Raw genomic sequence first — 14,467 nt, 5'->3', positions numbered from 1 at the left:
CTTGGCCGACCATATGCGCCTTTCCCTCGACATCATGTCGGTCGACCGCGGCTCGGACGAACCGATGCACCGACAGATCTATGGCGCCTTGCGGCGCTTCATCCTCGACGGCCAGATCCAGCAGAACACGCTGCTTCCTTCGACACGCTCGCTGGCCGAGGATCTCAAGGTCGGCCGCAACACGGTGATCGCCGCCTACGACCAGCTGCTCGCCGAAGGTTTTATCGAGGCGCGCGCCGGGTCCGGCACCTGGGTGGCGCCGATCCAGCAGAAACGCCCGCCGGCCGCGCTGCGCGCCGGCCTCGCCGCCCCGCAAAAACTTTCGCGGCGTGGCCAGACCATCGTCAACGGCCCGCAGCCGCCGCGCAATGCCGGCGTCATCAACTTCCATCCCGGCGTGCCGGAAACCGCGTCCTTCCCCTTCACCATCTGGTCGAGCCTTCTGGTGCGCAATGCCCGCAGCCGCGACGAGAACTTGCTCGGCTATATCTCCTTTGCCGGCCATCCCGGCCTGCGCCGGGCCATCGCCTCGACCATCAGCCTGTCGCGCGGCATCAACTGCACCGCCGACCAGGTCATCATCGTCACCGGCGCGCAGGCGGCACTCGACCTCGCTTCGCGCGTGCTGATGGACGAAGGCGATCATGTCTGGATGGAGGAGCCCGGCTATCTCGGCGCCAAGAGCGCCTTTCTCGCCAGCGGCGCGCAGCTTGCGCCCTTGAAGGTCGATCGCCTTGGATGGCATCTCGCAGACCCAGAGCTGCCGCCGCCGCGCCTCATCTATGTGACGCCATCCTGCCAGTGGCCGTTCGGCACCATCATGCGCATCGAGGAACGACTGCAGCTGCTTGACATCGCGGAACGCCACGGCGCCTGGATCGTCGAGGACGATTATGACGGCGAATATCGTTATCGCGGCCGGCCGGTGCCGGCGCTGCGCGGCCTCGATCATGCCGACCGCGTCGTCTATATTGGTTCCTTCGGCAAGACGCTGATCCCGGCGCTGCGCATCGGCTATCTCATCGTACCCCGCGAACTGTCCGTGCCCTTCGACCGTGCCGTCTCGATCACCGGCCAGTTCGCGCCGCTGATCCTGCAGGCGACGGTCAACGACTTCATCACGCAAGGCTATTTCGCCACACATCTGAAACGCATGCGCCGCCTTTATGCGCGCCGGCAAGCCAATTTCGTCAAGCTGTGCCAGGAGCATCTGGCCGAATGGCTGACAGTGACCGAGAACGATTCCGGCATGCAACTGCTGGCCAGTTTTGTCCGACCCTACAAGGACAGTGACGTCGTCGCCGCTGCCGTCAAGGAGGGCCTCGACGTGCAGGGCATCTCGATCAACTACCATTCGAGCGAGCCGGAACACGGCCTGCTGCTCGGCTATGCCGCGATGGACGAACGCCAGATCCTGCGCGCGGTGCTGGCGTTGCGCGCTGCCTTCATGCGGCTGGACCGGCAATAGGCCGATCCAGCGCTGAGCGCTTCAATTCACACTATCGAATTTCTGCAGATCGACGGGCGCTGCCTTGCGCACCTCGACATCGTCCAGCGAGGCATTCTCCAGCGCCACACGGGCCGCCGCATCGATGTTATGGATCATGTCGTCGATGTCGGCGTCGCCATGCGCCGGATTCATCGCGATCATCACCGTGCGGTTGAGGATGTCGAGAGAACCCTTGCCGAGGTCGTCGGCATAGGTCAGCCGCAGGCCCTTGTTTTCCGGCAGCGTGTACGGATTGAGCGCCGGATGATGCGCGCCCTCATGCATCAGCACCTGGTCCCACTGGGTGAAATTGTGGCGGCCGGTCTGGCCGGCAATGACGCTCGGAATGGTCTTCGAAAAAGTCTGCGCCGCCTGTTCGCTGGGCAGCAGATACATTGCCTGTGCCGCGCAATCGTCGTCGGGGCTGTTCATCGGCGACGGCGTCAGGCCGAGATTGCCGAGATGGCGCGTGCCGGCCAGCACCTTCTTCTTCTCCGCCCGCATCGCCTCGATGATGCCGTCCAGACGGTCGAGCTGGACATTGAGCATCGCGCCCATCAATTCCGAGGCGCGCGCGCCGATGCCGGCGAACGGCTTGATGCTGTCGCTGCGGCCCTGCCAGTAGAAGTGGCAGGGGTCGATGGCGCAGCGCGCGCGCTCGGCCACTTTCGGATCGCTGGTGGCGATGCCGCCGCCCTCGCCCGACGTGATGTTCTTGAAGTAGTTGAAGGAGTAGGCGCCGGCATGGCCGATGGAGCCGAGCTTCCTGCCCTCATAGCCGCCGCCAATGCCCTGGCAGACATCTTCCAGCACGAGCAGACCGCGTTTTTTAGCGATGTCCATGATGGCGTTCATGTTGCAGGCCGCACCCCACATATGTACCGGGATGACCGCCTTGGTGCGCGGGCCGATGGCGTCGCGCAGAGCGGCCGGGTCGATGGTCAGGCTCTCGTCGATATCGACAATGACCGGAATGGCGCCGACCGACAGCACTGCTGTGGCGGTCGCCATATAGGTGTGCGCCGGCACCAGCACCTCATCGCCCGGGCCGATGCCGAGGCCGATCAGGCCGGCGGCGAGCCCATAGGTGCCGCTGGCGGCAAGCGCGAAATGCTCGACGCCGAGATGCCTTGCATAGCGCGCCTCGAAGCGGTTGCACTCGCTGTTCTTGCCATAGCGAAACAGCGCACCCGAGCGGATCACCCTGGCAATGGCTTCGATCTCTTCTTCGCCGGCAGTGTACATGGCAAGTCTCCCACATCGCTGATGGTATGAAAGCAGTACGCCTGCGGCCGCTGTTTGAAAGAACCACTCCGCTGCGATCTGACCAAGCCATCCTGCTCACGTCGGAGCGGCGTTTAGCGCCGACTGTGGGCATAGCGAATGAAATCGGCATTCCAGAACGCAGGCCCGCGGAAAAATCGTACCCATCCGAATTCGTCGAAGTGGCCCTGTCGGAAAGCCCGCATTGGGCGTTCCATCGCGTCCAGTTGGGCAAACGGTCGGTTCCATGCAGCACGGGACACACTTTGGAAGACCCTCGAAACCGGCGTGCCGGCAAGATGGTGGCCCGCAAGATGGTGGCCGGCAAGATGGTGGCCGGCAAAACGGTGGCCGTCCATGACGCGACAGCTCGTCCTGCATGAAGACGATGTCGGCATGTGCCATGGCGCCAACAGCGCCTTCCTCGAACTGACCGCATTGGGCGCCTGCAGCTCCGGCGCCGTGATGGTGCCGTGCCCATGGTTCCCTGAGATGGCCGAAGCGGCAGCCGCCAATCCGCGGCTCGATCTCGGCGTCCACCTGACGCTGAACAGCGAAAAGCAGCACTACAAATGGCGGCCGCTGACGTCGCCGTCGCGCGCGGCCGGCCTGACGGACGAGTTCGGCTATTTCTGGCCCGATGTCGCGACCACCCGCCGCAAGGCAGCACCGCAAGCGGTGGAAACCGAGCTTCGCGCCCAGATCGACACCGCCTACCGCGCCGGCATCGACGTCACTCATCTTGATGCCCATATGGGGGCAGCGCTGTCGCCCGAGTTTTGCGACGTCTACATCAAGCTCGGCCTGGAATATCGGCTGCCGGTGCTGTTGACCAAAACGCTGTCGGCCTATTCGCCCAACGACAATCTCGTCGGCGTCACCGAAGCGGCGTTCCAGCGCGGCGTCACTGAAGCCCGCGCTAAGGGCTTTGTCATCTTCGACGCCGCCATTCAGACGACCTGGGGCCGTCCACGCTCCAAGCCGATAGAGCCCGCCTACAAGGCATTGGTCGAAGGGGTGCGCGAAGGCCTGACCTTCTTTTGCCTGCACTTCAACGCGCCGGGCGAGCTCGAACTGATCGAGCCGCGCTCCGCCTATGTCCGCACCGAGGAATATGAACTCTTCCGGGACCAGGGTTTTCGCGACTGGCTCGGCGTGCAGGACATCGACATCATCGGCATGAAGCCGCTGCGCGAGGAGCTTCGTGCACGGCTCGGGGCATCGACATCGGCAAAGGCCCGCAAAGCGGCCACCCGGGCAGCACCGTAAGCCGATCCGGTCGGCCGAGGCGCAAAGAGGGAATTGGAACTGCAACGACAATGGGAGAATGACATGAAGACTGTTCTGAAACTGGCGCTCGGCGCGCTTGTCTCGATGAGTATGCTGGCGGATGTCGTGCAAGCCGCGGGCCTGAAGGACCCGAAGGATGTCCGCATCACCTTCGTGGTGCATGGCTCGGCCTCCGATCCCTACTGGTCGGTGGTCAAGCGCGGCGTCGACGATGCGGCGGCGCTCACCGGCGCCAAGGTCGAATATTATGCGCCGCAAGTGTTCGACGTGGTCGAGCAGGCCCGCCTGCTCGACGCGGCCATCGCCACCAATCCAGACGGCATCGCCGTCTCCATTGCCGACGCCAATGCGCTTGGTAAATCGGTCAAGGCCGGACTTGCCGCCAACATTCCGATGGTCGTTCTGGATTCCGGCGAGAAGGAAGGCGCCGAACTCGGCACCTCTCTCTACGTCGGCACAGTCTCCGAATATGATTCCGGCAAGAAGGCCGGCGAGCGGCTGGCCAAGGAAGGCACGCTCAAAGTCGTCTGCATCAACCACGAGGTCGGCAATGTCAGCCTCGACCAGCGCTGCCAGGGGTTGAATGACGGGCTGAAGCCGTCAGGCGGCGGCACCGAGGTGCTTACCGTGTCGCCCGATCCGGCCGACATCCAGCGCCGCACCGAGGCCTATCTGTCGGCGCATCCCGACACCCAGGCGGTGTTTGCGCTCGGCGCCACCGCCGCCAATCCGCTGATCCCGTTCTTCCGGCAGAAGGAACTGTTCGGCAAGATCAAGCTCTACACCTTCGACATCAGCCCCGAAGTCCTGGATTCCGTCGTCGCCGGCGAAATGGGCTTCGGCATGGACGCCCAGCAATATCTGATGGGATACCTGCCGGTGATCTATCTGGTCGAGCATGCCACACATGGCTTCTGGCCGCAGAACAACGCCTACACCGGGCCGCTGTTCATCGACTCGCCCGACAAGGCCAAGGCGATCCTGGCGCTCGCCAAGGACGGCATCCGCTAAGGCAAGACCAAAACGGATCGGGGAGCCGCCATGCGCTCCCCGTCTCTGGTCGAGATTGCGAAGTGAGCGATTGGGGAGCCTAATGGCTGTTGTGGAAGACAACGCGATACCTCCAGAAGCGCCGGCCCCCGGGGTACTGGGCAAGGACCGTTTCGGCATGACGTCGAAACGGGCTGCCGGCACTGACGAGCGGCTGGCCAGCACCGGCCGGCTGACGCAATGGCTGCGCCGGCCCGAAGCCGGTGCCGCCGGCGGCCTCATCGCCACCGTCATCATCTTCGCCCTGCTGCCGGGTGCGTCGAACCTCTATTCGCTACAGGGGTCGATGACCTTCCTGACGCTGGCAGCCGAACTCGGCATCATCGCCACGGCCGCAGCCCTTCTCATCATCGCCGGCGAGTTCGATCTCTCCGTCGGCTCGATGGTCGGCTTCGCCGGCGTCGTCATCGGCCTGACCGTCAAATACTGGGGCTTGCCGCTGTGGGGCGGCATCGCCTGCGCCTTCGCTGTCGCCATCCTCACCGGCTACGTCAACGGCCTGATCGTGGTGAAGACCCGCCTGCCCTCCTTCATCGTGACGCTGGCGTCGCTCTACATCCTGCGCGGCCTGTCGATCGGCATCACCCGCGCCGTCACCGGCCGCACGCAGATCCCCTACATCCTCGACGGCGCGCCGGACCCGGCAACCGCGGGCCTGTTCAACGGCCATCTCCTGACCGGCTTCTTCCAATGGATGGGCACGCAAGGTTGGATCGCCACCCGCACCGACGGCATTCCCTTCGTCGTCGGCATTCCGATGTCGATCGTCTGGTGGCTCGGACTGACAGCGCTTGCCGGCTATGTCTTGACCCAGACCAAATACGGCAACTGGATCTTCGCCACCGGCGGCGACCTCAATGCCGCCCGCAATGTCGGCGTGCCGGTCGACCGGGTTAAGATCGCGCTGTTCATCTACACCGCCTGTGCCGCGACCTTGCTTGCCACCATCCAGGTGATGGAGGCCGGCTCCGCCGACACCACGCGCGGCCTGCTCAAGGAATTCGAGGCGATCATCGCCGCGGTCATCGGCGGCGTGCTGCTGACCGGCGGCTATGGCACCGTCTATGGCGTGCTGTTCGGCGCGCTGATCTTCGGCCTGGTGCAGATGGGCATCTTCTACACCGGCATCGACACCGACTGGTTCAAGGTCTTCCTCGGCATCGTCATTTTGATGGCCGTGCTGGTCAACAACTACATCCGCCTCAAGGCGCTCGGACGCGGAGGTGGCAAATGACCTACCCGAACCCGTCCCCGGCCATCCAGCCAGCCATGGAATTGCGTGGTGTGTCGGTCAATTTCGGCTCGGTGCGCGCGCTCCAGGATATCGACATCAAGGTCTATCCCGGCGAGGTGCACTGCTTGCTGGGCGACAACGGCGCCGGCAAGTCGACGCTGATCAAGGTTCTGTCGGGCGTGCACCGGCCGACCAAGGGCGAGATTTTCGTCGACGGCAAGCCCGTCACCTTCCGCAGCCCGCGCGACGCGCAGGACCTCGGCGTCGCGACGGTCTTCCAGGACCTCGGCATGATCTCGCTGATGTCGATCACCCGCAACTTCTTCCTCGGCCGCGAGCCGACGAGAAGTCGCCTGCCCTTCTCGCGCTTCGACAAGGAGCGCGCCAACACAATTGCCCGTCAGGCGATGGCCGATATCGGCATCGACGTGCGCGACCCGACACAGGCAGTCGGCACGCTGTCGGGCGGCGAGCGCCAATCGGTGGCGATCGCGCGCGCGGTCCACTTCGGCGCCAAGGTGCTGATCCTCGACGAGCCGACCTCGGCGCTCGGCGTGCATCAGGCGGCGATGGTGCTGAAATTCATCATCGAGGCGCGCATGCGCGGCCTGGCGGTGATCTTCATCAGCCACAACATCCACCACGCCTACCCTGTCGGTGACACTTTCACGCTGCTAAACCGCGGCCGCAATCGCGGCACATACGCCAAGTCCGAGATCTCGCGCGACGAGGTGATTTCGATCATGTCGGGCGGCGAGGATTTGAAGGCGGTGGAAGCTGAGATTGCCGGGCTGTTGGCGCAGATCGGCAATCGGCCGGCCGCCGCACCCTGAGCCTGGAACACTTTTGCAGAGAGTAATAAAAGCATGAGCAGGATACGCATCGGCGTTATCGGCGCCGGCATGATTTCGCAGGTCGAGCATATACCAAACCTGCTGCAGCTCGGCGACCTGTTCGAACTGGTCGGCGTTGCCGACCCGTCAAGGATTTCGCGGGAATATGTCAGCGAAGTTCACGGCATCGCCAATTTCGAAACGCCGGAGCAACTGTTCGGCCAGAAGCTCGACGCCGTCGTCATCGGCTCGCCCGACCCGCTTCATTACGAGCAGGTGCTGGCCGCCCTTGGGTGCGGCCTGCATGTCTTCTGCGAAAAGCCGCTCTGCTATTCCCCGGCGGAAATCGCCGAGATCATCGCCGCGCGCGACAAGGCCGGCAAGGTCATGCAGGTCGGCTATATGAAGCGCTTCGATCCGAGCTACCGGCTGGCGCTGGCCTCGCTGCCCGGCACGGCAAAGACGCTGCGGTCCGTCTCCGTCGAGGTCAACGATCCCGATGCCTGGCCGTTCATCGCCCACCAGCGCTACAAGCGCGGCAACGACATTCCCGAGGAGCTGATTGCCGCAGCTCAAAGCAAGCAGAAACAACAGGTCGAGCGCGCGCTCGGCCAGCCAATAACCGATCTGGCTTTCCGTGGATTTACCGGCGCTTACAGCTCCGCCTTGATTCACGATGTGAATGCCGTGCACGGCCTGCTCGACGCGCTCAGCGTGCCGGATGGCGAGGTCGTCGGCGCGCAGATCTTCGCCAATGGCGATGGCGGCCAGGGCGCGGTAAAACTGCTCGACGGCCAGGCGCTGTGGACGATGACGCATCTCACCGTGCCGAAGCTCGCCGACTACAAGGAACGCATCACGCTCTTCTTCGACGATGCCAGCCTTGAGCTCGAATTCCCCTCGCCCTGGCTCAACCATCACCCGACCCGGCTGACTGTGAAGACCTCGGACGGCCACACACTGTCGGCGAAGGATCTGCGCGCCGGCTACGGCAAAGCCTTCATCGAGGAACTGCGCGGCTTCTGGGGTGCGATCGTCAATGGCGACGAGGTGATCAACCGCCCCGAGCACGCCGCGCGCGACCAGGCGCTGCTGATCGCGCTGACCAAGCAGCACCTGGCCACTTCGCAGGCCGGCTGAGCGCTCGCAGGATGTGTTGAGATTCAGGTCAGGCCGCGCCGAAAACATTGGGTTTCGAGAACCGGAGCGGAGCGTACTTAAGTACGTGAAGCGCGAAAGCCGGCGTTTGCAGGCCGGCCTCACCTGAATATCAGCACATCCTACCGGGTGTTGATGACGCCGTCGGTATTGGCGAGCAGCTTGCGCACCGCGTTGCGGGCCGCATCCGGCCGCTGCAGGCGGATGGCCTTCTCGATCGCCTCGTGCAGTTGCTGTGCATGCTGCAGATCGTCGAGTTCGCGCGTCGTATAGGTGAACAGATGATCGAAGGCGGATTCGATCAGCACGCCGAGCGGCACCAGCAGATCGTTGCCGGAGGCGCGCAGGATGGCGAGATGAAAGCGCGTGTCGGCGCGCGTGCGCTCCTGCAGGCTCGACGCCTCGCCCATCTCGCGGCAGGCCTGGCTGATCTCGGCCATCTGCTCCTCGGTGCGTCGCATGGCGGCGAAGGCAGTCGCTTCCGGCTCGATGATGTGGCGGAATTCCTGCACCGCCTTCAGGAACACCTCACGGTCGGGCGCGGTCGCGTACCAGGCGAGCACATCGCGATCGAGCAGGTTCCAGCGCTCCCTGGGCTCCACCCAGCTGCCGATTTTAGGGCGTGATGCCAGAAGGCTTTTGGCCATCAGCATCTTGATCGCCTCACGCACCGCCGAGCGGCTGACGTTGAAGGTTTCAGACCATTTGGCTTCATTGGGCAGGATGGTGCCCGGCGGATAGTCGCCGCGCACAATCCGAAGCCCGATTTCGCTGGCCAGTGACGCATGCACGCTGGTGCCGGGCATCCGGGCCGCGTCAGCCCGGCGAAGGGTCGCCGGGCGCTCTGCGGATGCCGCCTTTTCAGGCATCTTTCCCTTGTTCGGCTTTCCGTCCCTCATGCCTCCACAAAGTCCGGATTTCGGAAGCTGTCAAGCAAAGGGCGGGGCGTTGACGGCAAAGGCTGCGGCTGTGCACAGATCAGGTCGCAACCTTGCCCCCGGCCGGCCTATTTGACGTATTTGCGCCAGCTGTGCTCGGGACGGAAGCCAAGCATGTCCCTGGCTTTGCGGTTGGAAAGCAGCGTCTCGTGTTCGTCGAGCTCCGCCTTGACCGGCACGTCGGGGTAAAACCGCTTCAAAAGTTCCGCTGTCGGCAGGTCGGACGAGGTATCGTCATTGGCCGCGTTGAACACCTGGAAGCCGAGCCCGTCCGTTTCAACGGCGCGCAGCGTGATCTGGCCGAGATCGCGCGCGTCGACATAGCTCCAGGCGATGCGCTTGCGAAAGCCCGGATCGGCAAACCACTTCGGAAACAGCGAATATTCGTGCGGCTCGATGACGTTGCCGATGCGCAAGGCATAGATATCGGTGCCGTTGCGCTGCGCAAAGGCGCGCGCCGTGTGCTCGTTGACGACCTTGGACAGAGCATAGCTGTCCATCGGATCGACGTCGTATTCTTCATCGAGGGGAAAATATTTGGGGTCGCGCGGTTCGTTGGCGAACACCACGCCATAGGTGGTCTCGCTGGACGCGATCACCACCTTGGGGATGCCGAGTTTCACCGCCGCCTCGATGACGTTGTAGGTGCCCATCGCATTGATGCGGAACACCTCATTGTCGGTCGTGATCATGATGCGCGGTATGGCGGCGAAATGCACCACGGCATCGACCGGCTGCGGGCGCAGCGACGGGTCGAATTCGTGCAGACCCATATAGCTCGACAGCGCGTTGAACACCTGGCCGCTGTCGGTGATGTCGGTGATCAGCGTGCGTACCTTGGGATTGTCGAGCGGCTTGGTGTCGATGTTGAGCACCTGGCAGCCCTGTTCGATCAGATATTGCACGACATGGCGACCGGCCTTGCCGCTGCCGCCGGTGAACATGATCCGCTTCGTCATTTTCGTCTCCAATGCCTAGGATTTCTGTGTATTGTCAGACAATATGGCATTCTGCAACCACCCTCGCCCGCAAGACGGCGGCGCCCAATATCAATCATCGCAACAGGACTTCAAGACATGACCACGACCGCCGCGAGCGAAAAGATCGGCTTTATCGGCCTTGGCCTGATGGGGCACGGCATTGCCAAGAACATCGTCGACAAGGGCTATGGCCTGACCTTCCTCGGCCGCAAGAACCGCAAGCCGGCGGAAGACTTGGCTGGCCGCGGTGCGAAGGAAGTGGCCACCTCGCGTGAGGTGGCAGCGGCATCCGATATCGTCTTCATCTGCGTCACCGGCTCGCGCGAGGTCGAAGCCATCATCCGTGGCCCCGGCGGCCTCAAGGAGGGCCTGAAAAGAGGCTCGGTTGTCGTCGATTGCTCGACCGCCGATCCGGTCTCGACCGTGGCGCTGGCGGCGGAACTGAAGGAGATCGGCGTCGACTTCGTCGATGCACCGCTCAGCCGCACGCCGAAGGAAGCCTGGGAAGGCACGCTCGACGCCATGGTCGGCGCGCCCGACGCGCTGTTTGCCCGTGTGAAGCCGGTCATCGAAACCTGGGCCGGCCGCATCGTCCATATTGGCGATACAGGTGACGGCCACCGCATGAAGCTGCTCAACAACTTCATCTCGCTGGGCTATGCCGCGATCTATTCCGAGGCGCTGGCGCTGGCCGAAAAGGTCGGCATCTCGCCACCGCGTTTCGACAGCGTCATCCGCAACGGCCGCATGGATTGCGGCTTCTACCAGACCTTCATGCGCTGGACGCTGGAGGGCGACCGCGACGCGCATAAATTCACCATCGCCAACGCCTTCAAGGACCTGACCTATCTGGAATCGATGGCGGGTGCGGCCGGCATCGCCAACCCGCTCGGCAACGCCACCAAGAACTCCTTCGCCGGTGCCTATGCCACTGGCCCGGCCGAGCAATTCGTGCCGATGCTGGCGACATATATCGGCAAGGTCAACGGCGTCGACCTGATGCCCAGCAAGGACGGCAAGAAGCAGACGATTTGAAGGCGGCGAAAAGCCTGTGTCAGCGCCTCGACCGGCCGATAACATCGTCGGTGTTGGCGAGCAGTTTGTGCACCGCATTGCGCGCGGCCGCAGGACGCTGCAGGCGGATGTTCTTCTCGATCGCCTCATGCAGCGCCTGCGCCCGCCGCTGATCGCTGGTCTCGCGTGTGACGAAGACAAAGAGATGATCGAGCGCCGACTCGATCAGAACGCCAAGCGGCACCAGCAGATCGTTGCCCGAGGCGCGCAATATGGCGAGGTGAAAACGCGTATCGGCGCGGATACGCTCCTGCAGGTTCAAAGCCTCGCCCATCTCACGACAGGCCTGGCTGATCTCGTCCATCTGCTCGTCGCTGCGCCGCGTGGCGGCAAAGGCCGACGCTTCCGGCTCGATGATGTGACGGAACTCCTGCACCGTGCGCAGGAAGGCCTCCCGGTCCGGCCCGGTCGCGTACCAGGCCAGCACATCGCGGTCGAGCAGGTTCCAGCGTTCCCTGGGCTCGACCCAGCTGCCGATCTTGGGCCGTGAAGCCAGCAGGCTTTTGGCCATCAGCATCTTGATGGCTTCGCGCACCGCCGAACGACTGACATCGAAGGTCTCGGCCCATTTGGCCTCGTTGGGCAGAATCGTGCCGGGCGGATAATCGCCGCGCACGATCCTGAGGCCGATCTCGCCGGCCAGCGAGACATGGACGCTCGCTCCCGGAAAATGCGCGGCACCGGCCCTGCGCATGACAGCCGGACCGCGGCTGGCTTGTGCCTTGGCCCGCTCGGTTCGCTTCTTTGATTTCTCGTCCGGCATTCACGTTCCAATGCGTCGGCCGTCTGCGTCCGGACTGGTCCGAACCTGCACGGCGCGCCGATCTCGTTGCCGAAAAATCCAAACTACAGGCGCGTCAAAGCCGGAGCCTGCTGCCCCAACCGTTGCGTCCGTTCGGGAAGAGACGGGGCGCCCGTCAAAGGGCGCCCCGAAATCGAGAACCTACTTCTGGATGCAGGTGTCGACCGTGTCCTTTGTGCATTCGTCGAGGCCGGTGAACACCGGATCGGCGACGGCCTTGCCTTCGACCAGATCGATCATCACCGACGGTGCCTTGTAGCCCATTTCGAACGGCCGCTGACCAACCAGAGCGGTTACAAGGCCGTCACGGGCGATCGCCACTTCATCGCCGATCGTATCGGCGGCGCCGATGACGAAGTCGTTGCTGGCGATGCGGTCCTTGAGCGGCCCGAACAGGTCGCGATAGGGCTGCGGTGCGCCAAACAGCGGCCAGCCGCCCATGATGCCGAAGGCGTCGAGCTTGGGATTGGCGGCGAGGATGTCGGTCATCGCCTGCACGCCCTTGGCGCCGTCGTCATTGGTGAACACCGGGCAACCGGCGACTTCGGTCCAGCCGCCTTCGCCGGCAAGTGCCGCCAGGCCTTCCTTGCCCGACAGCGCGTCACGCATGCCCTGCGCGCGGCGCAGGATGTTGTCGGCCGCGGGATTGCCTTCGATGGTACAGATCGTGCCGCCGTTCGGCTTGCCCTTCTTGATGTACTCGCCGATCTTGTGACCCATCAAATAGTTGTCGGTGCCGAGATAGGTCTTGCGCAGCGCGGCATCTTCCTTGCTGAGATCGGCGTCGAGCGTCATGATCGGGATCGTCGGATTGGCGGTCTTGATCGTCTGAGCGATCAGCGGCGCGTTGGATGGCGAAATCGCCATTGCCACCGTGTCGGCCTTGCTCAGCATGTCCTGAACGATCTGCGCTTCGCCGGCCTCGTCGGAGGTCGATGCCGGGCCGGTGTAGAAGCATTCATATTCCGAGCTTGCATTTTCCTTGTTCCATTTCTCGCAGCCCTGGTGGATGGCTTCGAAGAATGGATTGTCGAGACCCTTCACCACGATGACGAGCTGTTTCTTGGCCAAAGCCGGCCCGGCGCCCAGCGCCATGGCGGCGACGGCGGCGAGCAAAAGTGTTTTTCTCATGTCAGTCCTCCCTTGAAACAGACGGACACGGCGTGCCCGCCACACAGATCGACCGGATGCTTAATGACCGAGGTTCGTTTCACGAGCACTCGTGTCGCCAAGACAGATCGATAAGCATTTCCAGATGCGGCATTGGCCCGGCTCAACACATGGGTGGCGCCGCAACCTCGACCGATAAACCTCCGCCGATTCCGCCCGGCTAACCGCCAGCGGCATCGGCATAATCTCCTCCGACGCTTAGCTAATATCGGCTTGCGGCCAACGTCAATGCTATTTGTCCTACAAAACGGATTTTTGGATAACCAAGGCTTCAATTCGTCCGACAATTGATTGACGAGCGCCGGCTTTTGCGTAAAAGAACGCTGACGCTGTTTCCGGGAGGAGATGGGGAGAGCGGGGCCAAAGCAGCGCCGGCATTCACGCCGGGAACAGCAGCGGGTCGCAAAACACGGGGAGGCAAAGACTGGTGGCGGTTCTCGAACTCACCAATATCTCGAGGCATTTCGGCGCCATCCAGGCGGTCAACGACGTATCGCTGTCGATCGAGCCCGGACAGGTGGTCGGCCTGATGGGCGACAACGGCGCCGGCAAGTCGACACTGGTCAAGATGATCGCCGGCAATTTCCGCCCCAGCCATGGCGTCATGCGCATGGACGGCAAGGAGTTGATCCTGCACAAGCCGGCGGAAGCTCGCCAGCACGGCATCGAGATCGTCCACCAGGACCTGGCGCTGTGCAACAATCTGACCGCCGCCGCCAATGTCTATCTCGGCCGTGAATTGCGCCGCGGCCTCGGCCCTTTACGCATCCTCGACTATGCCGCCATGTACAAGCGCGCCGGCCAACTCTTCGCCGAGTTGAAGTCCGAGACCCGTCCGCGCGACCTCGTCAAGCAGATGTCGGGCGGCCAGCGCCAGGCAGTAGCGATTGCCCGCACCATGCTGTCGCAGGCCAAGATCGTTTTGATGGACGAACCGACGGCCGCGATCTCGGTGCGCCAGGTCGCCGAAGTGCTGAACCTGATCCGCCATTTGCGCGACCAAGGCATCGCAGTGGTGCTGATCAGCCACCGCATGCCTGACGTGTTCACCGTCGCCGACCGCGTCATCGTCATGCGGCGCGGCCGCAAGGTCGCCGACAAGACGATTGCGTCAAGTTCGCCCGAGGAAGTCACCGGGCTGATCACCGGCGCCATCGAACAGGTTTGATCTCAGCGAATTTCACCA

At 63.4% G+C, this 14,467-nt stretch carries 14 protein-coding genes; 9 read left to right on the top strand and 5 right to left on the bottom strand.

Annotation, left to right across the window (positions count from 1 at the left end; translation table 11 throughout):
- The first annotated feature begins 1 nt into the window (after position 1).
- Positions 2-1,468, top strand: a complete 1,467-nt coding sequence (gene mocR, locus NLY33_RS15280) for a rhizopine catabolism transcriptional regulator MocR (RefSeq protein ID WP_245260978.1) — start codon at positions 2-4, stop codon at positions 1,466-1,468.
- Positions 1,469-1,489: 21 nt separating this feature from the next.
- On the opposite strand, the gene NLY33_RS15275 is transcribed toward mocR, so the two are convergent.
- Positions 1,490-2,734, bottom strand: coding sequence for a DegT/DnrJ/EryC1/StrS family aminotransferase (locus NLY33_RS15275; protein ID WP_023705616.1), 1,245 nt, complete (start codon positions 2,732-2,734; stop codon positions 1,490-1,492).
- Between the two features lie 26 nt (positions 2,735-2,760).
- On the opposite strand from NLY33_RS15275, the gene NLY33_RS15270 reads away from it, so the two are divergent.
- From NLY33_RS15270 to NLY33_RS15245, 6 genes are all read left to right on the top strand, one after another.
- Entirely contained in the window at positions 2,761-3,135 is a 375-nt protein-coding gene (locus NLY33_RS15270; RefSeq protein ID WP_156932594.1) for a hypothetical protein, read from the top strand.
- Positions 3,110-4,021: a polysaccharide deacetylase family protein gene (locus tag NLY33_RS15265; protein ID WP_023705618.1), complete on the top strand. Its 912-nt coding sequence runs from the start codon at positions 3,110-3,112 to the stop codon at positions 4,019-4,021. Before NLY33_RS15270 ends, NLY33_RS15265 begins: the two co-directional genes overlap by 26 nt.
- Positions 4,022-4,084: 63 nt before the next feature.
- Positions 4,085-5,053 carry a rhizopine catabolism ABC transporter substrate-binding protein gene (locus NLY33_RS15260; RefSeq protein WP_023705619.1) on the top strand — a complete coding sequence of 323 codons (969 nt, stop codon included), beginning with the start codon at positions 4,085-4,087 and terminating at the stop codon, positions 5,051-5,053.
- 157 nt (positions 5,054-5,210) lie between these two features.
- Entirely contained in the window at positions 5,211-6,326 is a 1,116-nt protein-coding gene (locus NLY33_RS15255) for an ABC transporter permease (protein WP_023687958.1), read from the top strand.
- Complete coding sequence (locus tag NLY33_RS15250; protein WP_023712088.1) at positions 6,323-7,159, top strand: ATP-binding cassette domain-containing protein; 837 nt, start codon at positions 6,323-6,325, stop codon at positions 7,157-7,159. Before NLY33_RS15255 ends, NLY33_RS15250 begins: the two co-directional genes overlap by 4 nt.
- A 33-nt stretch (positions 7,160-7,192) precedes the next feature.
- The gene (locus NLY33_RS15245; RefSeq protein WP_023705620.1) at positions 7,193-8,299 is read left to right on the top strand and encodes a Gfo/Idh/MocA family protein; all 1,107 of its coding nucleotides are present in this window, start codon (positions 7,193-7,195) and stop codon (positions 8,297-8,299) included.
- Between the two features lie 140 nt (positions 8,300-8,439).
- Here the strand turns inward: NLY33_RS15245 and NLY33_RS15240 are convergent, their stop codons facing one another.
- Together NLY33_RS15240 and NLY33_RS15235 are read right to left on the bottom strand one after the other, a co-directional pair.
- Positions 8,440-9,216, bottom strand: a complete 777-nt coding sequence (locus NLY33_RS15240) for a FadR/GntR family transcriptional regulator (RefSeq protein WP_023705621.1) — start codon at positions 9,214-9,216, stop codon at positions 8,440-8,442.
- Between the two features lie 107 nt (positions 9,217-9,323).
- Positions 9,324-10,214, bottom strand: a complete 891-nt coding sequence (locus NLY33_RS15235) for an NAD-dependent epimerase/dehydratase family protein (protein ID WP_023705622.1) — start codon at positions 10,212-10,214, stop codon at positions 9,324-9,326.
- A gap of 117 nt (positions 10,215-10,331) precedes the next feature.
- On the opposite strand from NLY33_RS15235, the gene NLY33_RS15230 reads away from it, so the two are divergent.
- Complete coding sequence (locus tag NLY33_RS15230) at positions 10,332-11,270, top strand: NAD(P)-dependent oxidoreductase (protein ID WP_023705623.1); 939 nt, start codon at positions 10,332-10,334, stop codon at positions 11,268-11,270.
- Between the two features lie 19 nt (positions 11,271-11,289).
- Here NLY33_RS15230 and NLY33_RS15225 read toward each other — a convergent pair whose 3' ends face one another.
- Together NLY33_RS15225 and NLY33_RS15220 are read right to left on the bottom strand one after the other, a co-directional pair.
- Positions 11,290-12,072, bottom strand: a complete 783-nt coding sequence (locus NLY33_RS15225; protein ID WP_023690787.1) for a FadR/GntR family transcriptional regulator — start codon at positions 12,070-12,072, stop codon at positions 11,290-11,292.
- A 180-nt stretch (positions 12,073-12,252) separates the two neighbouring features.
- Positions 12,253-13,242: a sugar-binding protein gene (locus NLY33_RS15220; protein ID WP_023673050.1), complete on the bottom strand. Its 990-nt coding sequence runs from the start codon at positions 13,240-13,242 to the stop codon at positions 12,253-12,255.
- Between the two features lie 466 nt (positions 13,243-13,708).
- Here NLY33_RS15220 and NLY33_RS15215 point away from each other — a divergent pair, with 466 nt between their 5' ends.
- Positions 13,709-14,449 (top strand): ATP-binding cassette domain-containing protein, encoded by a 741-nt coding sequence (locus tag NLY33_RS15215; RefSeq protein WP_023682237.1) that lies wholly within the window; start codon positions 13,709-13,711, stop codon positions 14,447-14,449.
- Positions 14,450-14,467: the final 18 nt, after the last annotated feature.

Source organism: Mesorhizobium sp. C432A, from assembly GCF_030323145.1.
GTDB lineage: Bacteria > Pseudomonadota > Alphaproteobacteria > Rhizobiales > Rhizobiaceae > Mesorhizobium.
This window is presented reverse-complemented; position numbering and strand designations above follow the sequence as displayed.